This is a genomic window from Streptomyces sp. P9-2B-2 (assembly GCF_030406865.1).
In the GTDB taxonomy this organism is placed as follows: domain Bacteria; phylum Actinomycetota; class Actinomycetes; order Streptomycetales; family Streptomycetaceae; genus Streptomyces; species Streptomyces platensis.
In genome coordinates this window covers 5543048-5566373 of the sequence record NZ_CP129126.1, presented here as the reverse complement: position 1 = coordinate 5566373, position 23326 = coordinate 5543048, and the positions used below count along the sequence as shown (strand labels likewise).

Here is a 23326-nt window from a genome sequence, read left to right as displayed (position 1 = left end):
GCCGGAAACCGGCACTTTGGACCCGAGAGGTCTTCTCGATGAAGCTTCGCCGTGCCCTGACGGCTGCCGCCGCGACGGCCGTCATAGCCCCCGCCGCCCTGCTGGCGGCCCCTGCCGCGTACGCGACCGGCCCCGAGACCGAGGCCGGCGCGAGCGCCGAGCCCACGCCGGGCACCCCTGGCTCGGAGCAGACCGACGCGCCCACCACGCAGCCGGAGACCCCGGCCGCCGGTGACGAGAACGCGACGGACGACACCACGCCGGGTGACACCACCCCCGGCGACGACACCAAGCCCGGCGAGGAGACCGGCGGCGGTGACGGCACCGAGCCGACCACCCCGGCCACCCCCGGCGGCGACACCAAGCCCAGTGACTCGCCCAAGCCCTCCACCTCGGCCAAGCCCACCGAGCCGAGCGAGCCCGGTGACGAGGACGAGTGCACGGTCGATGACGCCGCCATCAAGGTGACCGTCGCCCATCTGCCCTCCAAGCTCGTCGCGGGCGGCGGCTGGAAGGGCTTCAGCGTGCAGCTGGCCAACACCACGGACCAGACGCTGGACGAGGTCTACCCCGTCATCTACGCGGTGCCGACCGGCGACATCGACCACCCCAAGTCGCAGCTCGACCTGGAGTACCAGAACCCGGACACCGGCAAGTGGACCTCGTTCGACGAGTGGACCGACGGGGAGTACTTCGGCTGGTTCCAGCTCGACGCGCACCAGACCGCCGAGCTGAAGATGCGGATCCGTGCCGACAGGGGCGCCACGGCCGGTGACGGCTTCGCGCTGGTGGCGGGCGACTACCAGAACCAGGACGGCTCCTGCGGCTGGTCCGAGGAGCAGTGGTACGACTTCACCGTCCTGTCGGCCGGCAGCAACCCGGGCGAGATCCCGCCGGCCAAGCCCGGTAAGCCCGGCAACAAGCCCGGTACGCAGGGCGGCGGGAAGCCGGTCGGCACCGGTAAGCCGAAGGACGGTATGGACAAGCTGCCGGTGACCGGCAACCTGGCCGAGACCGGTGCCTCCTCCGCGCTGCCGACCCTCGGCCTCGTGGGCGGGGTCGCCATGGTCGTGGGCGCGGGCGCGATCTTCGTCGTCCGCCGCCGCAAGACGGACGGCGCCGCCGCGTAACGGCAGGCGCAGAGAAGGAGGGCCGCACCCGGCGGGGTGCGGCCCTCCGTCGTCCGTACGGAGAAGACGTCCTAGGTGAGCGACTTCTTCGGCGGGACCGGTGGGACGGCCAGGAAGGGCAGGTTCAGCGCGCCGAACGCCTTCTGGGGGACGGCGGGGCGGACCGGCTCGACCGGGGCCAGTCGGCGGTACGCCCGGCCCGGGGCGGGGCGGGGGTCGGCCTCGCCCTTGTTGGGCCACAGCGACATCGCGCGCTCGGCCTGCGCGGTGATCGTCAGGGACGGGTTGACGCCCAGGTTGGCGGAGACCGCGGCACCGTCGACCACCGAGATGCCCGGGTGGCCGTAGAGGCGGTGGTAGGGGTCGATGACCCCATGGTCGGCGTCGGCGCCGATCGGACAGCCGCCCAGGAAGTGCGCGGTCAGCGGCGTCCCCATCAGCTCACCGACATTGCTGCCCGCGAAGCCGTTGATCTCCTGCGCGAGCAGGGTGGCCGCCTCGGTGGCCTCGGGGATCTGCTCGGGGTTCGGTGCGCCGTGGCCCTGGCGGGCGGTGAGCAGGCCCTTGCCGAGGCCGTCCGGTTTGCAATAGGTCGTCAGGGAGTTGTCCAGCGACTGCATCACCAGGCCGATGATGGTGCGCTCCGACCAGCGGCGGTTGGAGAGCGACCGGAGCAGCAGCAGCGGATGCCGAAGACAGTTCGCGGCCCAGCGGGTGGCCCGGGAGCCGCGGCCGTCGACGGGCACCTGGAGGATGGACATCGCGCCCATCGCGTTGGAGCCCTTGCCGTAGCGGACCGGCTCGATATGGGTGTGCGCGTCGGGGTGGATGGACGAGGTGATCGCGACCCCGCGGGTGAAGTCGGCCTTGGTGCCGTGCCGTTTGCGGTAGCGGCGGTTGTCGGTCTGCGCGCCCACCAGCGCCTCGGAGTTCGTCCGGGTCAGCTCGCCCAGCCTGCCGGAGATGCCGGGCAGCAGTCCGCTGTCCTTCATCTTGTGCAGCAGGGTCTGGGTGCCGTAGGTGCCGGCGGCGAGGACGACCCGGCGGGCGGTGAAGGTGCGGCCCCGGCCCTTGCGCTTGTTGTCGGTGGGGAGGGTGGCGACGGCGAAACCGCCGCGGGAGTCCTCGGTGACGGTGACGACGGAGGTCATCGGGTGGATCACGGCACCGGCCCGCTCGGCGAGGTGGAGGTAGTTCTCGTTGAGGGTGTTCTTGGCGCCGTGCCGGCATCCGGTCATGCACTCGCCGCACTCCGTACAGGCCTTACGGGCCGGGCCCTGACCGCCGAAGTAGGGGTCGGGGACCTCCACGCCCGGTGCCGCCTTCGACGTCCCGTCCGCGTCCTCACCGTCCCCGAAGAAGACCCCCACCGGCGCCAGATGGAAGGAGTCGCCGACGCCCATCTTGTCGGCGGCCTCCTTGAGGTGGACGTCGGAGGGCGTCATCGTCGGGTTGAGGCGGACCCCCAGCATCCGCTTGGCCTGGTCGTAGTAGGGGGCCAACTCCTCCTGCCAGTCGGTGATATCGCCCCACTGCCGGTCCTCGAAGAACGGCTTCGGCGGGACGTAGAGGGTGTTGGCGTAGTTGAGCGAGCCGCCGCCGACGCCCGCCCCGGCCAGCACCATGACGTTGCCGAGCAGATGCACCCGCTGGATGCCGTAGCAGCCGAGCGCCGGGGCCCACAGGTAGTTGCGGATGTCCCAGGAGTTCTTCGGCAGGGTCTGCCGGGTGAAGCGGCGGCCGGCTTCGAGGACGCCGACGCGGTAGCCCTTCTCGGTCAGCCGCAGTGCGGAGACCGAGCCGCCGAAGCCGGAGCCGACGACGAGCACGTCGTAGTCGTAGCCGTCGGCGCTCCGGGGGTCCTGGGCGCCGCCGGTGTCCTGGGCGTCCCGGCCACCGTTCGCGTCCTGGTTCCGGGCAGAGTTCTCCTGGGGCACTGGCTCTCCCTGCTGTGGTTAGGGGGTGTCGTTCGGATCAGGGCGGGCTCGCGGGGTCTGGCACGCGCACCTGCGGCGTTGTCGTCACTCGCCGACGCTCCGCGTCGACTCCCTCCTCCGCCTTGCAGCTGCACGCACCAGACCCCGCTCCCTGATCCGCCCTGATCCGACCGACACCCCCTAGCGGAGTCGGAACGCCTTCATCGCGCGCAGGCTGCGGCTCATGAACTGTGCGTACTTCTCGTCGGTCATGCCGAAGGACGGGGCGAGCGGCATCAGCCGCTGGTGGGCGACGGTCTGTGCCTCGGTGTACTTGAGGATGCCCTCGGAGCCGTGCCGGCGGCCCAGCCCCGAGTCGCCCATACCGCCCATGGGTGCCTGCACGCTGGCGTAGCCGGCGGCGTAGGACTCGTTGACGTTGACGGTGCCGGTCCGCAGCCGGGCGGCGACCGCACGGCCGCGGCGGCCGTCCTTGGTCCAGACGCTGGAATTGAGTCCGTACGGGGTGGCGTTGGCGAGCGCCACCGCCTCGTCCTCGTCGCGGAAGCGGTAGATCGAGACGACCGGGCCGAAGGTCTCCTCGTCGCAGACCGCCATCGGGGCCTGGACGCCGTCGAGGATGGTCGGCTCGTAGAACAGCGGGCCGATGTCGGGACGGGGGCGGCCGCCGGCCACCAGCTCGGCGCCCTTGGCGACGGCCTCCTCGACATGGCGGGTGACGGTCTCCAGCTGGCGCTCGCCGACCAGGGAGCCCATGTCGGCGCCGTAGGCGAGGGCGTTGCCCAGCCGCATCGCCTTCGTCCGGGCGGCGAAGCGCTGGAGGAAGTCGTCGGCGATGGACTCGTGGACGTAGAGCCGCTCGATGGAGATGCACAGCTGTCCGGCGGAGGCGAAGCAGCCGCGGACGGCGCCCGCGGCGGCCTTCTCCACGTCGGCGTCCTGGAGCACCAACATGGCGTTCTTGCCGCCGAGTTCGAGGGAGACGCCGACCAGCCGGGCGGCGGCGCCCTGGGCGACCTCGCGGCCCGTACGGGTCGAGCCGGTGAAGGAGACGTAGTCGGCGTGCGCGACGACGGCGGGGCCGACGACCGGGCCCTCACCGATCACGACCTGCCAGACGTCCTCCGGCAGCCCGGCCTCGATCAGCTGCTCACGGGCCCACAGCGCGGTCAGCGCGGTCTCCGTGTCGGGCTTCATGACGACGGCGTTGCCCGCGACGAAGGCCGGCAGGGCATCGCCGACGGACAGCTCGAAGGGGTAGTTCCAGGGGGCTATCTGCCCGACGACGCCCCGGGGCTGGCGGAGTTCGGTGACCTTGGTGAGGGTCGGTACGACGCCGGTGCGGGCCTTGGGCTTGAGGTAGGCGTGCGCCTTGCGGCCGTAGTGGCGGGCGGTGACGGCGACCGCCTGGAGCTCCTCGTGGGCGTGCAGCCGTGCCTTGCCGGTCTCCAGCTGGATCAGGTCGAGCACCTCGGCCTGGCGGCGCAGCACCAGGTCGTGGAAGCGGAGCAGGACCGCGGCACGCTGCTTGGCCGGGACCTTCGCCCAGCGCTCCTGGGCGGCGCGGGCGCGCTCGAAGGCGGTGGCGACGTCCTCGGGGGTGGACTCCGGCAGGTCGGCCAGCTTCTCCCCGGTGAAGGGGGTGTGGTTGGCGGTACGGCCACTGCCCACCACACCGCGCGTGAGCCGGGCGGCGATCTCGGGGGTGACCACCTCCGCCGCGGTGCGGGCGCCCGCGGGGGTGGGGGCGACCGGGTTGCCTGCGGCGGGGGCCACGTCGGGCGCGGTGGCCACGGCGGCCGCGGGGGCGTCCGTGGGGGCCTCGGCGGGGGCCTCCGCGGCGGAGGCGGCTGTTCCGGTGTCCTGCGAGTCCGTCATGCGGGCGAGCGTATTCCTCCCCCGGCGCTTTGTGTACCCGGCAGTAATGAGTTTTCACGCGGCACGCACAATCGCGCCAGTGTCCGCTGGCCGCAAGGGCGCTGGTCTGGGACGACCGGAAGGCCCGCGGTCACGTCCCGGGCAGCCGGAACGCGTCGACCGCGGTGTCGAAGTGCCGCTTGGCCTCGGTGCGTGAGGCGAGCGGGGAGGAGATCCACACATCGATCATCCGGCCGCCCTCGTCCCAGCTGAGGTCGTAGGTGTACCGCGCGCCGCCGTCCTGGGCGCTGCCGTCCCAGACGAACTCCCAGAGTCCGGCCTGGAGCCCGTTGTGGGTGGTCTCGGTGACCTGCCCCTGGCGGTAACCGCGGTAATCGGCGGGGCCCTTGGCATGCGCCGCGCGCATCGCGCCCAGCGGTCCCTCCGGCACCTGCCGCTGAAGCTGGATGCCGATCCGGAACCGCTTGCCCTGGGAGTAGTAGTAGACCCGGTCGTTCTCGTAGGAGCGGGTGAAGCCCTCGGGGACGGCGAGTGCGAAACCGGCCGGGTCGTGGACGAGGCGGTAGCCGGTCGGGATCTTGCCTGCGCCCCCGGAGGCCGGTGGTGCGGTGACGGTGGGTTCCGCGGTGCCGGAGTCGCCGCCCTTCGCGGGCCCGCTGTCCGAGGCCTGCTGGGACCGGCTGGGCTTGCCGCCCGTGCCGGTGCCGCCGTCGGCTCCGCCCTGGTTCATCAGCAGTACGGCGATGCCCGCACCGGCGCCGCCGATCACCACCGCCGCGAGCGCGACCAGCAGGGCGGTGCGGGCGCGGCCGGTGTGCGGGCGGGCGGCCGCGGCCAGGGCCCGGTCGTCGAGCGCGTCCCGGATCGGCATGCCCGGGGTGCGGCCGCCCGTACGGCCGCCGGGTCTTCCGGCGCCCCCTAGGGCACGGCCTTGAGCGGCCGGGCCCGGGGGCGGCGTACCCGCGACCGGCGGGTCCTCGCTGGACGGGTGCTCGCCGGGCGGGGGCTCACCGTGCAGACCGCCGCCGGGATCATCGTGCAGGGGGGCGTGGACGTCGGGCCCGTGGTAGCGCGGGGTGTTCGGGCCCCCGGGGAGCGGGCCGCCCGCCACGGCCTCGGCGGCAAGGCCCGCGGCACCGGCTCCGTGACCGCCGTGACCGCCGTGATCTCCGTGACCGACGTGGCTGCCGTGCCCGCCGTGCCCGCGCCCGGACCCGTGCCCCGGCGGCCCGCCCGCCCCTCGTTCCGGGGCGCGGCCCGACTGGAGATAGCCGCGCAGCAGCCGCTCCGTCTCCGCGACGCCCAGCCGCCGCTCCGGCTCCCGGTCCAGCAGGCCGTCGACGACGGCGTGCAACGGGCGGGCGGATTCCGGGAGTTCGATCTCGTCGTACACCACCGCGTGCAGCACCCCGGCCATCGAGTCGCGGCGGAACGGCGAGGCACCGCTGAGCGCCGCACACAGGAGCACCCCGAGCGACCAGAGGTCGGCCTCGGGGCCGGTGCCGTGCCCGGCCATCCGCTCCGGCGCGGTGTATTCGGGCGAGCCGACGAAGCCGCCAGCGTCGGTCAGCGTCGTGACGCCGGGCACCTGGGCGATACCGAAGTCGGTGAGCACGACCCGGCCGCTGCCCGACTCCATCAGGACGTTGGCGGGCTTGATGTCACGGTGCAGCACCCCGCGGGTGTGCGCGGCGCGCAGCGCGCCCAGCAGCGCGACGCCGATCCGGGCCGCCTCGCGCGGCGCGACGGGTCCGCCGCTCTGGAGCCGGTCGGCCAGCGACGGGCCCTCCACCAGCTCCATCACGATCCACGGCCGGCCGTCCTGCTCGACGACGTCATGCACGACGATCACATTGGGATGCTTGATCTGCGCGACGGTCCGCGCCTCCCGCATCGCCCGTTCCCGCTGCACCAGCGCCTCGGGTTCGGCCGTTCCCTCGTCCAAGTGCAGTTCTTTCACCGCTACTTGACGCCCCAGCACTTCGTCGGTGGCCCGCCAGACCGTTCCCATTCCGCCGCGGCCCAGCCGTATTCCCAGGCGGTACCGGCCACCGATCAGTCGGCCCTCGCCCCCGAAGATCCCCATGGCCCCATCTTGCCGCACGGGCGCCCTTCCGGCAGGGGCGGCACCCCTCGTCCGGCCATGGTCACGCACACCCTGCCGCTGACCTGGTCCGCTGTGATCCACCGCCCTCATGGAGGCAGTTGCGGCAAGCGTCGTGGCCGTCTTGGGCAGCCTGCCGGGTTCCGGAATCAGCCCAAGAGGCCATGTTCCGGGGCCAGATGGTGACCGATGACCGGGTATACCTGACCGCAGGGAACGGGTTTCCCTCACGGGCACGGCGCGGCAGGTGCACTGATCAACCGGGCGGGAGCCGGACGACACGGGGTGGAACCTCCACCGGCTCTCCCGCCGTCCTTGACACAGTGAGGCTGTTGTACGGGAACTGCCGGTACGGCGGCCACGAGAGGTAGATCGGGGGTCGGTCATGGTGATGCAGGACGGTGGAACGGTGGATGTCCGCCCGGGTCCCGATCCGCGCCGGGCCGCCCCGGAGCACAGCGGCGCCTATCTCGCGACCGGGCTGTGCCTGACGCTGTACGCCGGGGTGCTGGGCGCCTGGACGGTCTTCGGCATCACCCAAGGGGACGGCAGCACCTGGGACTTCGTCGAGGGCCTGTTCAATCCGGGCGCCTCCCCCACGACCCAGATCCTCGGCCCGTACGAATGGGCCTTCACCGCCGCGTTCCTGGTGATCGCCGTCCTCATGCTGGCCCAGCGGCGGGTGGCACGCTCCGCGGCGCTGCTGTCCGGTTTCGTACTGCTCGCCCTCTCGCTGCGCGAGGGCGTGGGCCTGCTCCATGCCGCCTACCGCCACCAGTACACCAACGACCCGCTGGGCAGCTGGGCGCTCGCCACCCGCGGGCTGGGGGTGGTGGTGGCGCTGGTCGTGCTGTTCTCGCTGTTCCCGGCCACCGAGCGGCAGCCGGACGCCGGGCCGCCCGCGGCCGGTCCCGATGCCCAGTGGCGCCGTCTGTCCCGGATCTGCGGGGTGCTGTTCCTGGTCATGGCGCTGGCCGAACTCGGCTGGGCGGTCCGCGACATGACGGCCACCGGGACGGACACCGGCCGCTATCTGCGCGGGGTGGTCGACGGTTCGGTGCTCGGCGCCCTCGATCTCGCGGCGTCCGCCGAGTTCACCACCGTCGGCTCGGTGCTCGTCCTGCTGATCCTCGGGGTGCTGGCCCTCCGGGGGCGCCGGGAAGTCCGGGGCGCGCTGCTGGTGTTCGCGGCGCTGGAGCTGTACATGACCGTACGGACGGTGGTCTGGCTGACCGTCTCCGACTTCTTCAACCGCTCCTTCGAGACCACCGAGGGCGCCCTCTCGATGGCCACGACGGCCTACGGCCTGGCCGCCATGACCTCGGTCGTCGTCCTGGCCACCGGCCGCGGCTTCGGCCCGTACGACGGCATCCGCCCGGAGGGCATCCGGGCGGCGGCGGTGGGACGGGAAGGGTGGCTGTGAGGGGCGTACGGGCCGTCGGGCTGCCTGCGCGCCGGTGTGCGGAGCCCTGGGGGCCGAGCTCCGCACCCCGCCCTCATGACCCGATGGGCTGCTCCGTGGCGCTGTCGTGCTCCGGGGCCTCGGTGGCGGCGATCCGGCGCGGCAGTTTCGCGGCCACGAGGATCGTCACGACGGTGAGGCCGGCGGCGACGGCGAAGGCCAGCTGCATCCCGCTCAGCGCCGCGGGCGCGGCGGCCACGCCGTCGGCGACCAGCTGACCGCTGCGCGCGGACATCACGGTCACCACCAGCGCGGTCCCGAACGCCGCGGCGACCTGCTGCAACGTCCCGAGCATCGAGCTGCCGTGGGAGTACAGATGCGGCGGCAGCGCGCCCATGCCCAGCGTGAAGACGGGGGTGAAGGTCGCCGCCAGGCTCACCATCAGCAGCGTGTGCAGTCCCAGCACCTGCCAGTACGGCATCGTCATCGAGACCTGGGTGAAGCCGCCGAGGGAGAGCACCATGCCGATCGAGCCGGGCAGCACCAGCGGCCGGCTCCCGAACCGGTCGAACAGCTTCCCCACCGTCGGTCCGAGCACTCCCATGGCCAGCCCGCCCGGCATGACCAGCAGGCCGGTCTCCAGCGGGCTGAGTCCGCGCATGTTCTGGAGGTACAGCGGCAGCAGGATCATCGACCCGAGCATCGCCAGGAAGCCGACGGAGATGAGGGCCAGGGAGAGGCCGAAGGTGCGGTGCTTGAGGGTGCGCAGGTCCATCAGCGGCACACCGGTGCGTTGCAGCTTGAGCTGGCGGATGACGAAGACCGCGATGGCCGCGACCCCGGCGACGACGATCCCGGCGCCGAGCCCGACCCGGTCGCCGCTTTCGCCGAGGAGGCTCAGGCCGTACACCAGGCCGCCGAAGCCGAACGCGGCCACGGAGACGCTGAGCCAGTCGATGGAGCTCACCTGCGGCTCACCGATGTTGTCCATCTTGCGCAGCCCGAACACGGTCACCAGCGCCGCGATCGGCAGAACGACCACGAACAGCATGCGCCAGGAGCCGAGCTGGAGAACCAGCCCGGACACGGCGGGTCCGAGCGCGGGCGCCACCGAGATCGCCAGGGTGACGTTGCCCATCACCCGGCCACGGTCGTGCTCGGGGACCACGATCATCAACGTGGTCATCAGCAGCGGCATCATCACGGCGGTGCCCGCGGCCTGCACGATCCGGCCCATCAGCAGCACCTCGAAGGAGGGCGCGACGGCGGACAGCGCGGTCCCCGCGAGGAACACGCCCATCGCGATGGCGTAGGCCTGGCGGGTGGTGACCCGCTGGAGGAACCAGCCGGTCACCGGAATCACCGCGGCCATGGTCAGCATGAACGCGGTGGAGACCCACTGCGCCGACTGCTCGGTGATGTGCAGCGAGTCCATCAGCCGCGGGATGGCGTTGACCAGGATCGTCTCGTTCAGGATCACCACGAACGTGGCGAGCACCAGCAGCCGCACCACGGTCGGGATGCGGCCCGCCTTCTCGGCTGGTCGTTCTTGAATTGCAGCTGTCACGGCAGCACCTCGCTGGGGTTCCTGATCACAGTCGCCTCGCAGCCAGGGGCTGTCGGCACGAATATGGGCGGTGGATTGTCGGTAGAGACCGCTACGCCTGGCAGAACTCATCGGTCGGCCCGAGTCTTCCGCACCCTCGCGCCGATTTCATCCGATTTTATGCCTGCCCACGAGGACATCCATCGACGGCACCATGGCCGGTGGCCCACGTTTCGGCGACGCCCCACCACGCCGGGAACCCGCTTCACCAGCGGCTTTGAGGGCGGGACAGACCGCACTTCGGCGGTGCGGGGGAGATCCCCCTCCGGAACGCCCCCGCACGCCAAAGGCGGCCGCCGCGTGTGGGGGTCGCGGCGGCCGCCGATGTGAACTGCACCGCGTCCTGGGCTCGGGGCCTCTTCAGTGGTGCAGCATGAGAACCACTCTGCCCGTGGGGGACCCCCCGCGGCATCCTCCAGAGGTCGCGGGCTCACCCCCGCCGCTCGGCGGGGGTGCGGGTCCGTCGCAGGGCGGGCCCGGGTGACAGGGGAACGGAATCGCGCAGCGCCGGGTGGTTCCGCGAATGCGGGTGGGTGCGAAGGAGAAAGGGGCGGCCGGTGATCCGTGTCGCTGTGGTGGACGACGAGCGGCTGGTCAGATCGGGACTGCGGATGATTCTGGGGACCGCCCCGGACATCGAGATGGTCGCGGACTGCGGCGGCGCCGAGGCCGTGGAGACCGTGCTGCGCTGTGCGGCCGATGTCGTGCTGCTGGACATCCGTATGCCGGACGTGGACGGGCTGACCGTATTGCGCGGGCTGCGCGCCGCCCCGGAGCCGCCCGCGGTGGCGATGCTGACCACCTTCGACGCCCAGGAGTATCTGACCGCGGCGCTGCGCGAGGGCGCGGCCGGGTTCCTGCTGAAGGACTCCGATCCGGAGCAACTCGTACGGGCCGTACGGACGCTGGCGGAGGGCGGGAGCGTGCTCGATCCGGGCGTCACACGGGCGGTGATCGGCGGCTATCTGACCGCCGAGGACCAGGCGTCGGCGGCGCGGGCGGTCAGCGGGCTGACGCCGCGGGAGTCGGAGGTGCTCGCCCTGCTCGGCGAGGGCCTGGCCAACGCCCAGATAGCCGGGCGGATGGGGCTCGCCCCCAGTACGGTCAAGGACCATGTGCGGGCCCTGCTGGGGAAGTTGGGCGGGATCAACCGCATCCAGGCGGCCATCGTCGCCGACCGCGCCGGACTGGTGACGGGCGATCCCCGGGGGGCATGGTGAGGGCCCGGGGCGGGCGGAGCCGGCTGCGGGCCCGCGCGGAGCGGGCGGTGGCCCGCGGGGAGGCGAAGGGGCGGGCGCTGGGGCGCGGGGCACCGGTGCGGCGGCTGCGCGCGCTGGTTCCCGTGGTGGTCCCGGTGCTGCTGGCGATCGCCGACGCGATGCTGGTCAACGGCCTCGAACTCGACCTGGAGGTCGGTGTCTCGATGCTGGCCGCGGCGGCCCTGTTGGTGCGCCGCCGCTTCCCGCTGCTGGTGTTCCTCTTCACGCTCCCCGGGCTCTACATCGGCTACATCTGGTTCGCGCCGATGATCGGGCTCTACACCCTGGCCGTCCGGCGGCCCGGCCGGGCGCGGCTCGGCATCTGTGCGGTGCTGCTGATCGCCGCGCACTTCTTCCCGTATCCGATCACCGATTTCGAGCTCACCGTCTACCGCGAGAACACCCTGGTGCTGATCGACGCCTGCGTCACCTCGGCCGCGCCGATCGCCCTGGGCCTGCTGGTGCGCACCCGCCAGGAACTCGCCTCCCGTGTCGAGGACCTGACCCGCAGCCTGCGCCGGGAGGACCGGCTGCTCGCGGACCGGGTCAAGACCACCGAACGGGCCCGGCTGGCCCGTGAGATGCATGACGTGGTGGCCCATCAGGTCAGCCTGATCAGCCTCCAGGCGGGGGCGGTGCAGGTCAGCACGGAGGACCCGGAGGCGCGCGCGGGTGCCAGGACGATCCGGGAGCTGTCCGTGCGGACGCTGGAGGAGCTGCGGCACATGGTGGGCGTACTACGGGCGGACGGCGGTGAGGCGGCGGAGGCGCACCGCCTGGCGCCGCAGCCGGACTTGACGGAGCTGCCGCGGCTGATCGAGATGAGCGCGCTGGATGTGACGTACGAGGGCGGGGTGGTGGCCGGGCCGAGCGGCACCAAGACGGTGGAGCGGGCGGCGTTCCGTACGGTCCAGGAGGCGCTCACCAACATCCGCAAGCACGCACCGGGGGCGCGGGTCCGCGTACGGGTGGATCCGGTGGACGCGGTGCTGAGCGAGGGTTCCAAACGGGCCGCGGGTTCCGGACGGTCAGGTGGTTCCGGACGGTCAGGTGGTTCCGGACGGTCAGGTGGTTCCGGACGTGCCGAGGGGGCCGGGGAGAGCCGTGCGGCGCACGGGCTGCGGGTGGAGATCCGCAACGGGCCGCCGGACGCGGCGGCGACGGTTCCCGCGCTTCCCGGGGGCGGGCACGGGCTGGTGGGGCTGCGCGAGCGCGCGCAGAGCCTCGGGGGGACGCTGGAGGCGCGTCATACCTCCGACGGCGGCTTCGTCGTACGGGCGGAATTTCCGTACGGAGCGGGGTGAATCAGGCAGGGGTGGGCGTACGGGGACGGAAGGCGTGCCCGGACGCGGTCAGGCGGAGAGCGGTGCGGCGGCCTCGTCGACGGCGGTGTGCAGGTCCGGGTAGACCTCGAAGAGTCGGCGCACACCCAGGGCGGCCAGCACCCGGTTGACGTGCGAGCCGTCCACGGCGCCCTGCGCGGGGAGGATCAGCCGCAGCCGCCCCTGACAGGAGCGCATCAGCCGACGGGCGGCGATCAGCACACCGACCCCGCTGGAATCGCAGAAGCGCACCTCGGAGAGGTCGAGGACGACCGATCTCCGGCCGTCCGCCACCGCGTCGTGCACATGCTGGCGCACCGCGGGTGAGGTGACCAGGTCCATCTCCCCCGACACCTGGAGTACGGCCCACGGGCCCTGTTCGTCCTCTGCCACCTTCAACGACACGCGCTCGAAGCCTTTCGCTCGCTTTCGGACCGGATGGGCCCGGCTGCATCCGGAACTCATCCTTCCCCGCCTCGACTGCCCGGCCTCTCTCCCCTGAAACTCTTCCGAATCCTTGGCGCAACAGGCAGTCGGCCTAAGGCTATGCCCCAGCGGCCGCACCCTTTCGCCAGCATCCGGTCACACACGGATAACACATCACCGTATGTGGACACGAACGATCGGCATCGATCGGCTGTGATCGGGCAGTATCGCCACAAAGCGAGGCCATCCGCCGGGAGGTCCTTACCATCCCCGTCCCCGCCGGGCTCGGTTTGCCGCAAAGGAGCGTGCGTTGTCAGACCCGCGCATTACATTCGGTGGCACGGTGGTTTCTGTGATCGTGCGCACAGCTCCGGGCGTGCGTGCGGGTGCGGAAGTGACGGCTGAGGAGTGAGCCCGGAGGCGACGGGCAGGGATGGGGTTCCAATGGGACACGACGCGCCACCGCGCTGGGACAGGCGGATGCAACAGCGGCTCGCCCACGGCGAGGCCGCGGCGCTGGGCGAGCTCTACGACCGCTTCGCCTCGCTCGTGCACAGCCTCGCCCACCGTGTCCTGGACGACGAGGACGCCGCCGACCGCCTCACCCGCGAGGTGTTCACCTACATCTGGGAACACCCCGATTCCTACGACCCCAAGCAGGGCCCGCTGCGCTCCTGGATCGCCGGTGTCACCCGCCATCAGGCCGTCCAGCGGCTGCGTCAGACCGAGGCGGCCTCGGCGCGCGACTGCGGAGACGGTGCCCCGGCGCCCGCCGAGATAGAGCAGAAGATCCGCGAGGCCTCCACCGCTGCCCGCGCCGACTACATCGTCACGTCCATGCCCGCGCCCCTGCGCGCCGCACTGGAACTGGCCTACTTCCAGCGCCGGGACTACCGCCAGACCGCCGCCGACCTCGGCGTCACCGAGGACGAGGCCCGCCGCCGGCTCCGGCTGGGCCTGCAACTGCTCTCCACCGCCCATCACCACCACGCCCTGCCGCCCGGCCACCGCGCCTCGTACACCGCCCGCGGCACACGCCCCTCCCCCGCGGCGCCCACCGCGCCACCGGGGCCGCACGCTCCCCGCGGCCCTTTGCCGTCGCACTCCCAGCACACCGGCCCGGGATCCTCCGCACCACCCGGCCCTGGCCATGGACGGTCGCGGTGACGGGCCCCGACGAGTGGGACGGCCGCGAGCTGCCCGGCAGCCCCGGTGAGCGGCCGCGGATACCCTCCCCGCGCTCCGCAGCCGAGGACCACGGCCCCCTTCCGGACACCCCGCCGGTGCCCGTCCGCGACCCGGCGGGCGACACCGCCGCGCCCCTCCCGGACGCCGGGCCCGGGTCCGAGCCGCCCGCGCTCCAGCCGCTCCCGGACCCGGATCCCGCCCCGCCGCACCGGGTCCTCAAGTCGCTGCTCGGCGCCTGGGCGCTGGCGGCCTGCTCCGCCGACGAGACGGCCGCCGTCGAGGCGCATCTGACCGACTGCGCCTCCTGTGCGGACGAGGCGCTGCGGCTGCGCGATGCCGTCGGGCTGCTGCACCCCGCCGACAGCCTCGACCTCGATCCGCTGCTGCGCTCCCGCGTACTGGAGGGCGCCCTGGGCCGGCGGCCGGCCCGTATCCCGGTGCCGGACTGGGCGACGCCGTACGACGCGGAGACCGCGAAGCTGGATGCGCTGCTGCATGACATGGGCGAGGCGGAGTGGCGCGCTCCGGTGCGGCTGCGGTGGTTCGAGGGCGACCGCCCGGTCGAGCGGGAGAGCACCGTCGCCGGTGTCATGGGTCATCTGATGGCGGTGGACGGCCTGGTCGCGACGGCCCTCGGGCTGACCGACCCGCTCGGCACCGCCGCCCCGCCCGGCACCCCGGACCCTCTCATCCGTACGGAAACGTTCTGGCGCGCGGCGGATGAGACCCGGCGTCCGCTGACCGTCCACGCCCCGTGGCGCGACCAGAGCTACGCCCTGATGCGGCAGGTGTCGTTCGCCGGCAGCAGGGTCGCCGAACTCGCCGTCCCGTATGGCGACTTCCGGCTCGCGCTGCGCGACTCGTTCCTGGACCGCGCCTTCGAGTGCTGGGTGCATGCCGGCGATATCGCGGAGGCGGTGGACTACCCGTATGTGCCCCCGGCCGCCGCGCATCTCCACCAGATGGTCGACCTCGCCGCCCGGCTGCTGCCCAGTGCGCTGGCCGACCGCCGCCGGGCCGGGCTCGCCGCGCCGCCGCAGCGGCTGGTCGAGGCGGGCGCCCCGGGCCGTACGCTCCATCTGGAGGTCGAGGGCAACGGCGGCGGCCACTGGTACATAGCGCTGGACTCACCGGCCGCCCTGGGTACCCCGGAGCGCACGGTCGCGCATATCGCCCTGGACAGCGCCGAGTTCTGCCAGCTGGCCGCGGGCCATATCTCCCCCGAGGAGGCCGCCGCGGGCCAGAACGGCGAACGCGACGCGATCCGCGAGGTCCTCTTCGCGACGGCGTCGCTGTCCCGGCTGTAGCTGTCGCGTTGGTGGCTGTCCTGTTGGTGGCTGGCCGCTGTCCCGCTTGTAGGGGGCTTCCACCAAGGGGGCGTCGAACGGTTCCCTTAGGGGGGTCCGAGCGCCCCCTCGGGGCCCACAACGGGACGGGGGTGGAGGGTATTCCCAGGTGACGGGCATTCCCGGATGGAGGGTGTCCAGGCGGCAGCGAGCCGCGCTCAGGCGAAGACGACCGTGCGGCTGCCGTTCAGCAGTACGCGGCGTTCGCTGTGCCACTTCACGGCGCGGGCGAGGGCCTGGCACTCCACGTCGCGGCCGATCGCCACGAGCTGGTCCGGCGTGACCTCGTGGCCGACCCGCTCGACCTCCTGCTCGATGATCGGGCCCTCGTCGAGATCGGCGGTCACATAGTGCGCGGTGGCACCGATGAGCTTCACCCCGCGGGCGTGCGCCTGGTGGTACGGCTTGGCGCCCTTGAAGCTCGGGAGGAAGGAGTGGTGGATGTTGATGATCCGGCCGGACAGCGCCTTGCACAGATCGTCGGAGAGCACCTGCATATAGCGGGCGAGGACCACCAGCTCGACGTTCTCCGCCGCCACCAGCTCCAGCAGCTGCGCCTCGGCCTGCGCCTTGGTGTCGCGGGTGACCGGAATGTGGTGGAACGGGATGTCGTACGAGGCGACCAGCTCGGCGAAGTCCGTGTGGTTGGAGACCACGGCCGCGATCTCCACCGGCAGCGCGCCGATCCGGGAGCGGAACAGCAGGTCGTTGAGGCAGTGCCCGAACTTGGACACCATCAGGACGACCCGCATCTTGTCGTCGGCCCGGTGGATCTGCCAGTCCATGCCGAAGGAGTCGCCCACCGCCGCGAAGCTGGCCCGCAGCTTGTCGACGCTCACCGAGGCGTCGGCGCTGAAGTGGACCCGCATGAAGAACAGCCCGGTGTCGTGGTCGCCGAACTGCTGGCTGTCCTCGATGTTGCAGCCGGTGATGAAGAGGTAGCTGGACACGGCGTGCACGATGCCCTGCTTGTCGGGGCAGGACAGGGTGAGGACGTACTGATCGTTCCGACCGTGCTGTCCGGACTGGGTGGGCTGCGACTCGCTCATGACCTCATAGGGTCGCACACCTGCCGAGCAGGTCAGGCCGGGGCATCCGCCTGACCGGTCATGATGGCCAGCACCTCCAGCGAGCGCGGCGCGGCATCGGGGTCCTCGCCGTCCGCCGTCGCCAGCTGCACATGGGCCTCACGGGCCGCCCGTACGGCCTCCGGCCAGCCCTGGTGCGCCATGTACGCGGTGACCGGGGCGTCCGCACCGACCTGGTGCATGATCCGCAGCACCCGCAGCACGGCGGCATCGACGAGCTGCGCCTCCTGGGCGTCCCGGAAGATCGTGCCGACGTACTTCTCGGCGGACCAGTTGTCCAGCCAGGTGTCCTCGACGAGCCGGTAGACGGCGTCGGTGACGTCTCCGTACCCGGGGCGGCCGGCCAGCCAGGTCTCCTGCTGGAAGGCGGGGTCGGAGAGCATGTGCAGCGCGGAACGCACATTGCTGCGCCAGCGCCACCACGGCATGTCGTTGAGTGGCATGCCGCCCATGGTGGTCGAGCGGCGGCCGCGACGGGAAGACTTCTCCGAACCTTGCACAGTATTGGATCGTACGTTCCGTGCGGATGATCTCAAGCGGGCCCCCGGAGTTCACCTTCACGTCACCATCCGTTGCCTTGCCGTCACTCGACCGTTCCTGGCGGGACGGAAGGCTGCGGTGTCATGACCGGACGGCGACGCTCCTCCCCCCGCCTTTCTTCTCACGCCCCCGCGGTCGGTTCGGCGGTGGCATTAACGGCGGTCATCGCGTCGCTGCTCTCGGGCTGCGGCTCCCTCCCCGGAGCCTTGGGGGATTCCGGGGAGAAGGACCCGGTCACGGTCATGACCTGGGCCCCCGAGGACACCAAGGCGACCAATATGCCGGGTATGCCCGCCATGGCGCAGGCCTACGCCCGCTGGGTCAATTCCCGGGGCGGCATCAGGGGGCATCACCTACGGGTGCTGACCTGCAACGAGCGCAATGACTCGGTGTCCGCCGCGCAGTGCGCCCAGCGCGCCGTGGACCGCGGCGCGGTCGCCGTGGTCGGCTCCTACAGCCAGTTCGGCCGCTCGTTCATGTCGCCGCTGGAGGTCAAGGGCGTCCCCTTCATCGGCGGCTACGGCGCCTCGGACGAGGAGTTCGAGAGCCCGCTGTCCTACCCCGTCAACGGCGGGCAGGCCTCCCTGCTCGCCGGGAACGGCCGCCAGTTGGCGCGCGACTGCCGGCGCGTCGCGCTGGTCCGCCCGGACACCATCCAGGGCGACCAGATGCCGTCCCTGCTCAACTCCGGCCTGGAGAACGGCAGTCGGAACCCGGCCAAGGACATCAAGGCACCCGAGGACGGTACCGACTACTCGTCCGCGGTGAACCGCGCCCTGGACGGCGTGGGCGCCGACCCGGCCGTCTACGGCAAATCGAAGGCCGGCGGTAAAGCGGACGGCTCCTGTGTGACCGCCTCGCTCGGCGATCACACCGATGCGTTCTTCGACTCGTTCCGGCGGCTCCAGGAGGACAGCCCCCGGGTGCGGGTCGCCTCCGTGCTCGGCAGCGTCGGCCAGGCGCTGGTGAACCGTACGGGCGGCAGGTCCGGGCCGCTGGAAGGCGCCGAGATCACCGGCTGGTATCCGGCCGCCGGAGACTCCCGCTGGGCGCCGATGCGCAAGGTCATCAACGACTTCGCGTTCAACGACAACCGCATCGACCCCGCCGACCAGGGCGCGCAGACGACCTGGATCGCCTACACGGTGCTGCGGTCGATGATCGAGCAGCTCGATGACCGGGGCGTCGAGGACATCACCCCGCACGACCTCCAGACCGCGCTGGACCGCGGTGACCGCGCCGTCGACACCGGCGGGCTGACCCCGAAGCTGCGCTGGCGCGAGGACGACATGCTCGCCGTCCAGGACTTCCCCCGCATCGTGAACGGGACAGTGACCTACCAGGTCGTGCGGGACGGCGAGTTGGTGTCCGCCCAGCACGGCTTTGTGAACGTCACCAAGACGCTGGAACGGCGGCGCGCGGACAGCTGAGCGGGACGGGCCGCCCGGCGGCGCCCGCCCCGGCCCGGCTCAGAGCTGCTCGGGACGGCGCTCCGTCAGCCCGTACTTCTGGGCGAGCGGGTTCCAGATCTCCGCCGCCTGCTTCTTGGCGAGGGTGGCCTGCCCGCTGGCCGTATTGCCCTGGGCGGTCTGCCGGGTGACCCGGGCCTTGCCCTTGTGGCAGCCCTTCTTGCCGCCGACCTGGCCGGCCCAGGCCGCGTAGTGGTTGTCCGCGGACGCCGAGGACTGCCAGGCCTTGGTCAGCGCGGCGGTCAGCCGGTCATGGTTCGGGATCTTGTCGACGGGCAGCTGCTGGAGCCGCTTCACCAGGTCGTTGCGCTGCCCGGCCGCGGCCCGCAGGTCCTTGGCCGCGCCGCCGAGGTCGTGGCAGGTCCTGATGCCGTTGACGGCATTGATCACCGAGGAGCGGCTGTTGTTGCTGTCGCCCAGCAGCGCGTCCAGCCCCTTGGCCTGGGCCTGGGCCGGGTCGGGGGCCGGCTTCTGCTTCTCCGGCTCCTTGGCTGCCTTGGTCGTGTCGGCCCCGGAGTCCTTCTTCTTGGTGGTGTCCTCGCTGCTGCCGCCGCTCAGCGCCCAGCCGAGGCCGAGGCCGGCGCCCGCGAGCGCCACGATGATGATGCCGACGATCGCGGCCGGGGCGAGCCGGCGGCGTCCGCTGCCGCCGTCGTCGTCGTACGAGGCGGGCTGGTCGTAGCCGCCGCCGGGCGGGAACTGCTGTCCGTAGCCCTGACCCTGCTGCCCGTACGGGGGACGGCCCGGGTCCTCGAAGCGCGGCAGCTGCGCGGTGGAGTCGGGGGCTGCGGCCGGTCCGGCCTGGCCCGGTGCGCCCGGCCCGTCGCGGAACAGGCCGTCGAACTCGGAAGGGGTGGGGCGGTCGCCGGGCGCGCCGGGGCGCACGCCGTACGGCGCGCCGGGCGGCGGGGGCGGACCACCGGCGCCCACCGGGGCGATGAGCTGGGTGGCCTCGGCGTCGCCCGCGCCCTGGGCGCCGGGCATCGGCTGGGACTGCGGCATCGGCCGGCCCTGGGGGCCGCCCTGGTTGGGCTTGATCGCGCGCAGCATGGTCGTGGACTCGTCGGGCGTCTCGGGGCGCGAGGCCGCCTCGGGCGGCAGCGGTGCGCTGCCGGGGGCGCCGACGGGCGGAATCAGCGCGGTGGCCTCCGCGTCGCCCGAGGCGGGCGGCAGCGGCGCACCGGTCTGCTGGGTCGCCCGCACCAGCTCGCCGGACGGGCCCAGGGGCTGCTGCCCGTAGTGCTGTTGAGGCTGCTGGGCCTGCGGCGGCTGCTGGCCGTACGGCTGCTGGGCCTGCTGACCGTATTGCTGCTGCGGGATCTGCTGGCCGTACGACTGCGGGCCTTCGGGCGGCAGCGCGCCGGGCGCACCCTGGCCGGGCTGTGCGCCGGGCGGCAGCAGCGCCGTCGCCTCGGCGTCGAAGCCGGGCTGCGGCTGCTGCTGGGGCGCCTGCTGCGGTGCCGAGGGCGGCATGGCCGGGTGCTGCTGCCCCTGGGGCGGCGCCGGGAAACCCTGGCCGCCCTGCGGCTGCTGCGGCTGCGGGGCCTGCGCCGGGGCGTAGTCCTGCTGCGGTCCTTGCCCGTAACCCTGCTGCGGGCCCTGGCCATACCCCTGCTGCGGGGCGGGCTGGCCCTGGGCGGACGCCTCGCCGTACGGCTGCGGGGCGGCGGCCTGCTGGCCGGGTCCCCAGGGCTGGCCCCACGGCTGGCCGGCCGGCGGCGCGGCCTGCTGGTCGGGCACCCACGGCTCACCGTTGGCGGGCAGCACAATGCCCTCTCGCGCGGGACCGGCCGCAGAATTCTGCGGGTCGTGACCCTGTCCGCTCTGCGTCACCGTGACTCCTACCAACGTGCAGACCTACGGAATCGTCGGCTGCACGCTACCGGGTCGCAGCAACGTTCGACCACGTCGCCTGGTCACCGCCCCTGCCCGCCCCCGGAACCCCGGGGCAGGCCCCGCTGCCTGGGCTTTCCGTCGCGCCACGACAAAACCCGACGTCGCACGACATAGCAGTCGTCACCCCTGTGGTGAGGCGCTGATCACGCCGCCGTGGCCCGCAATTCCAGCCGCGCGCTGAACTCCCGCACCACCGGTTCGTCCCGATATGGCTCCAAACGCAGCTGAAAGTCCTCCAGATACTCCGCGCCACGGTCCGAACGCAGTCCGCTCAGCAGGTCCACCGCCTGGGTGCCCGTATGGCAGGCCTGTTCCACCTCGCGCTGCTGCACCTGCGCGCCGGCCAGCAACAGCAGACCGATGGCCCGGCGCCGGGCCCGGCCGGCCGGATGCCCGTCCAGCGCCTCCTGCGCCCGCTGCGCGGCGGGCGCCGGCTGCCCCAAGTCGCGGTGGCAGTGGGCGAGTTCATCGGCCAGGTAGGCCGGGTCGAAATGGGAGATCCAGATCGGATCGTCACCCGCGTCGGCGGCCGCCTCGGCGCGCTCCAGGGCGGCGACCGCCCGTCCGGCCACCACCTCGAAGGCCCGCCCGTCGCCCATCAGCGCGTGTCCGCGCGCCTCCGCGGCGCAGAACATCGCCTCCGCGCGGGGTGTGACATGCCCGCGGGCGCCCTCCTGTGCGGCGCGCGCGAGCTGGGCGATCTCCCGTGGATTGCCGAGCGAGGCGGCGAGATGGCTCATGCTCGCGGCGAGGACATAGCCGCCGTAGCCGCGGTCCCCGGCCGCCTGCGCGAGCCGCAGCGCCTGGATGTAGTAGCGCTGGGCGAGGCCGGGCTGACCGGTGTCGACGGCCATGTAGCCGCCCAGTTCGGTCAACCGCGCGACGGCGGCGAAGAGTTCGCGGCCGACGGACTCCCGGTACGAACCGGCCAGCAGCCCGGAGACCACGCTGTTGAGGTAGTGCACGACGACCGGCCTGACATGTCCGGCGCCGAAACGGTGGTCGAGCTCGCTGAGCGCCGTGGTCATCGCGCGGACCGCCTCGACGTCCGAGATCCCGACCCGGGCACCGGCGTTCCGGGCGACCTGGGTGTCCGCCCCGGTGATCAGCCAGTCGCGGCTGGGCTCCACCAGGGCGGACGCCGCGACCGTGGAGCCACTGAGGAAGTCGCGCCGGCCGACATCGCTGCGCCACAGCTCACAGACCTGCTCGATCGCCCCGAGGACGGTCGGCGAGAACTGCAACCCCACCCCGGACGCGAGGTTCTTGCCGTCGGCCATCCCGATCTCGTCGATGGTGACCGTGCGCGCGAGCTTGCGGCCCAGCGCCTCCGCGATGACGGCCGGGGCGCGGCCCCGTGGTTGCTGGCCGCGTAGCCATCTGGCCACGGAGGTCTTGTCGTAGCGGAGGTCGAGACCGTGTTCCGCACCGCACATGTTGACGCGGCGGGCGAGGCCCGCGTTGGAACAGGCGGCTTCCTGGATCAGCGTCTGGAGCCGTTCGTTGGGCTGCCGTGCGACGAGTGGCCTGGCGGCCATGCTTGTACCCCCTGAGTACCGCTGTGCGTTCACCGCCGAACGCCGTTACCCGTGATCGATTCCCCAGGTATATGCCGGATATCCGAGAGATCCTGAATATGCGCGATAGGTGGGATCGTTGTGATATGCGCTGTACCGAGGATGCTCGGTCCTGAGCGCTTTTGCGCCAGGTCCGGTGCCTCCTCGGTGCCAAGCGCCGTTCACGGGTGGGAAGGCTGCGCGGTGTCGTGCACAGATCGCGGCGCCGCCGTGCCGGGCTCCCCCCGGGTGCACCGCGGACTGCCGCCGGGCGGTCCCTCCGCCCGTCACGCAGGTGGCTACCCGCTCCTCGGGCCCCGCCCGCATACGCGCCCCCACCGGTGCACCCATGCGCCCCACGTGCGAGAACGATGCGCCCTGAGGTCCACCCCTGAGCCGTAACCCTTGGTGACGACGGAAGTTGTCCTCAGCGTGGAAAAAACCATCGGAGTCACACAAGCCCCACACATTCCCCTACAGCGCGGCGAGCAGCTGATAGACACTGCGGTGCGTTACGCGGAAGAACGGCACTGGGACGTGTTCCCCGGCGCATGGCTGGAGCACGACGGTGAGACCCCGCGCTGTTCGTGCGACGCCGCCGACTGTGCCGTACCCGGCGCGCACCCCACCGGGCCCGGCTGGGCCGGACAGGCCAGCGGCAGCGCGACCGCCGTCCGCCGGATGTGGAGCAAGCAGCCGCGCGCCTCGATCCTGCTGCCCACGGGCCGGACGTTCGAGGCGCTCGACGTGCCCGAGACCGCGGGCTGTCTGGCGCTGGCCCGTATGGAGCGGATGGGACTGGCCCTCGGCCCGGTCACCCGTACCCCCGCCCGCCGGATGCTCTTCCTCGTGCTCCCCGGCGCCTCGGTGAAGGTGCCCGCCCTCGTACGCACCCTGGGCTGGGCGCCGGCCGCGCTCGATCTGATCTGCCGCGGCGAGGGCGAGTACATCGCCGCACCGCCGACCCGGGTGGGCGCGCACGGCATGGTGCAGTGGGCGCGCCGCCCCACGCCCGCCAACCGCTGGCTGCCGGACGCGGAGGACCTGATCAGCCCGCTCGCCTATGCCTGCGCACGGGACGCGGCCGCCCTCCGGGCACGCTGATCCCGGACCGGTCCGCTCCCCTTGTCCCCAGGTTGTCCACAGTCCCGCCCCGTCCCGGAATCCGCCCGTATCGTG

General features: G+C 72.4%; 17 protein-coding genes and 1 pseudogene. 8 read left to right on the top strand and 10 right to left on the bottom strand.

Annotation, left to right across the window (positions count from 1 at the left end; translation table 11 throughout):
* The first annotated feature begins 38 nt into the window (after window positions 1-38).
* Entirely contained in the window at window positions 39-1130 is a 1092-nt protein-coding gene (locus QT196_RS24520) for an LPXTG cell wall anchor domain-containing protein (RefSeq protein ID WP_168480989.1), read from the top strand.
* 71 nt (window positions 1131-1201) lie between these two features.
* Here QT196_RS24520 and QT196_RS24515 read toward each other — a convergent pair whose 3' ends face one another.
* The 3 genes from QT196_RS24515 to QT196_RS24505 form a co-directional block, all read right to left on the bottom strand.
* A complete protein-coding gene (locus QT196_RS24515; RefSeq protein WP_290356716.1) occupies window positions 1202-2959 on the bottom strand; it encodes a GMC family oxidoreductase in 1758 nt (585 codons plus the stop codon).
* Between the two features lie 288 nt (window positions 2960-3247).
* Window positions 3248-4945 carry a succinic semialdehyde dehydrogenase gene (locus tag QT196_RS24510; RefSeq protein ID WP_266734033.1) on the bottom strand — a complete coding sequence of 566 codons (1698 nt, stop codon included), beginning with the start codon at window positions 4943-4945 and terminating at the stop codon, window positions 3248-3250.
* A gap of 130 nt (window positions 4946-5075) precedes the next feature.
* Window positions 5076-7031: a serine/threonine-protein kinase gene (locus tag QT196_RS24505; RefSeq protein ID WP_290355687.1), complete on the bottom strand. Its 1956-nt coding sequence runs from the start codon at window positions 7029-7031 to the stop codon at window positions 5076-5078.
* A gap of 403 nt (window positions 7032-7434) precedes the next feature.
* Here QT196_RS24505 and QT196_RS24500 point away from each other — a divergent pair, with 403 nt between their 5' ends.
* A complete protein-coding gene (locus tag QT196_RS24500) occupies window positions 7435-8472 on the top strand; it encodes a hypothetical protein (protein WP_266734037.1) in 1038 nt (345 codons plus the stop codon).
* A gap of 73 nt (window positions 8473-8545) precedes the next feature.
* Here QT196_RS24500 and QT196_RS24495 read toward each other — a convergent pair whose 3' ends face one another.
* Window positions 8546-10018 (bottom strand): MDR family MFS transporter, encoded by a 1473-nt coding sequence (locus tag QT196_RS24495; RefSeq protein ID WP_168480986.1) that lies wholly within the window; start codon window positions 10016-10018, stop codon window positions 8546-8548.
* 596 nt (window positions 10019-10614) lie between these two features.
* On the opposite strand from QT196_RS24495, the gene QT196_RS24490 reads away from it, so the two are divergent.
* Both QT196_RS24490 and QT196_RS24485 read left to right on the top strand, forming a co-directional pair.
* Window positions 10615-11277: a response regulator transcription factor gene (locus QT196_RS24490; protein ID WP_168480985.1), complete on the top strand. Its 663-nt coding sequence runs from the start codon at window positions 10615-10617 to the stop codon at window positions 11275-11277.
* On the top strand, window positions 11271-12620 hold the full coding sequence (locus QT196_RS24485; RefSeq protein ID WP_290355686.1) for a histidine kinase: 1350 nt from the start codon (window positions 11271-11273) through the stop codon (window positions 12618-12620). Before QT196_RS24490 ends, QT196_RS24485 begins: the two co-directional genes overlap by 7 nt.
* A 48-nt stretch (window positions 12621-12668) precedes the next feature.
* On the opposite strand, the gene QT196_RS24480 is transcribed toward QT196_RS24485, so the two are convergent.
* Entirely contained in the window at window positions 12669-13043 is a 375-nt protein-coding gene (locus QT196_RS24480; protein ID WP_042147378.1) for an STAS domain-containing protein, read from the bottom strand.
* A gap of 465 nt (window positions 13044-13508) precedes the next feature.
* Between QT196_RS24480 and QT196_RS24475 the strand changes: the two are divergent.
* A pseudogene (locus QT196_RS24475) lies at window positions 13509-14045 on the top strand (sigma-70 family RNA polymerase sigma factor); the annotation flags it as partial.
* Window positions 14046-14227: 182 nt separating this feature from the next.
* Entirely contained in the window at window positions 14228-15559 is a 1332-nt protein-coding gene (locus QT196_RS24470; RefSeq protein WP_290355685.1) for a zf-HC2 domain-containing protein, read from the top strand.
* Window positions 15560-15756: 197 nt separating this feature from the next.
* On the opposite strand, the gene purU is transcribed toward QT196_RS24470, so the two are convergent.
* The 3 genes from purU to QT196_RS24455 form a co-directional block, all read right to left on the bottom strand.
* Complete coding sequence (gene purU, locus QT196_RS24465) at window positions 15757-16647, bottom strand: formyltetrahydrofolate deformylase (protein ID WP_168480981.1); 891 nt, start codon at window positions 16645-16647, stop codon at window positions 15757-15759.
* Window positions 16648-16679: 32 nt separating this feature from the next.
* Entirely contained in the window at window positions 16680-17138 is a 459-nt protein-coding gene (locus QT196_RS24460; RefSeq protein ID WP_085926913.1) for a hypothetical protein, read from the bottom strand.
* Window positions 17139-17347: 209 nt separating this feature from the next.
* A complete protein-coding gene (locus QT196_RS24455) occupies window positions 17348-17470 on the bottom strand; it encodes a hypothetical protein (RefSeq protein ID WP_290355684.1) in 123 nt (40 codons plus the stop codon).
* Here QT196_RS24455 and QT196_RS24450 point away from each other — a divergent pair.
* Window positions 17469-18656: an ABC transporter substrate-binding protein gene (locus tag QT196_RS24450; protein ID WP_290355683.1), complete on the top strand. Its 1188-nt coding sequence runs from the start codon at window positions 17469-17471 to the stop codon at window positions 18654-18656. The genes QT196_RS24455 and QT196_RS24450 overlap by 2 nt on opposite strands.
* A 39-nt stretch (window positions 18657-18695) precedes the next feature.
* Here QT196_RS24450 and QT196_RS24445 read toward each other — a convergent pair whose 3' ends face one another.
* Together QT196_RS24445 and QT196_RS24440 are read right to left on the bottom strand one after the other, a co-directional pair.
* Window positions 18696-20462 (bottom strand): hypothetical protein, encoded by a 1767-nt coding sequence (locus QT196_RS24445; RefSeq protein WP_290356715.1) that lies wholly within the window; start codon window positions 20460-20462, stop codon window positions 18696-18698.
* Window positions 20463-20734: 272 nt separating this feature from the next.
* Window positions 20735-22129: a transcriptional regulator gene (locus tag QT196_RS24440; RefSeq protein ID WP_168480979.1), complete on the bottom strand. Its 1395-nt coding sequence runs from the start codon at window positions 22127-22129 to the stop codon at window positions 20735-20737.
* A gap of 450 nt (window positions 22130-22579) precedes the next feature.
* Here QT196_RS24440 and QT196_RS24435 point away from each other — a divergent pair, with 450 nt between their 5' ends.
* Window positions 22580-23251, top strand: a complete 672-nt coding sequence (locus QT196_RS24435) for a bifunctional DNA primase/polymerase (protein ID WP_168480978.1) — start codon at window positions 22580-22582, stop codon at window positions 23249-23251.
* Window positions 23252-23326: the final 75 nt, after the last annotated feature.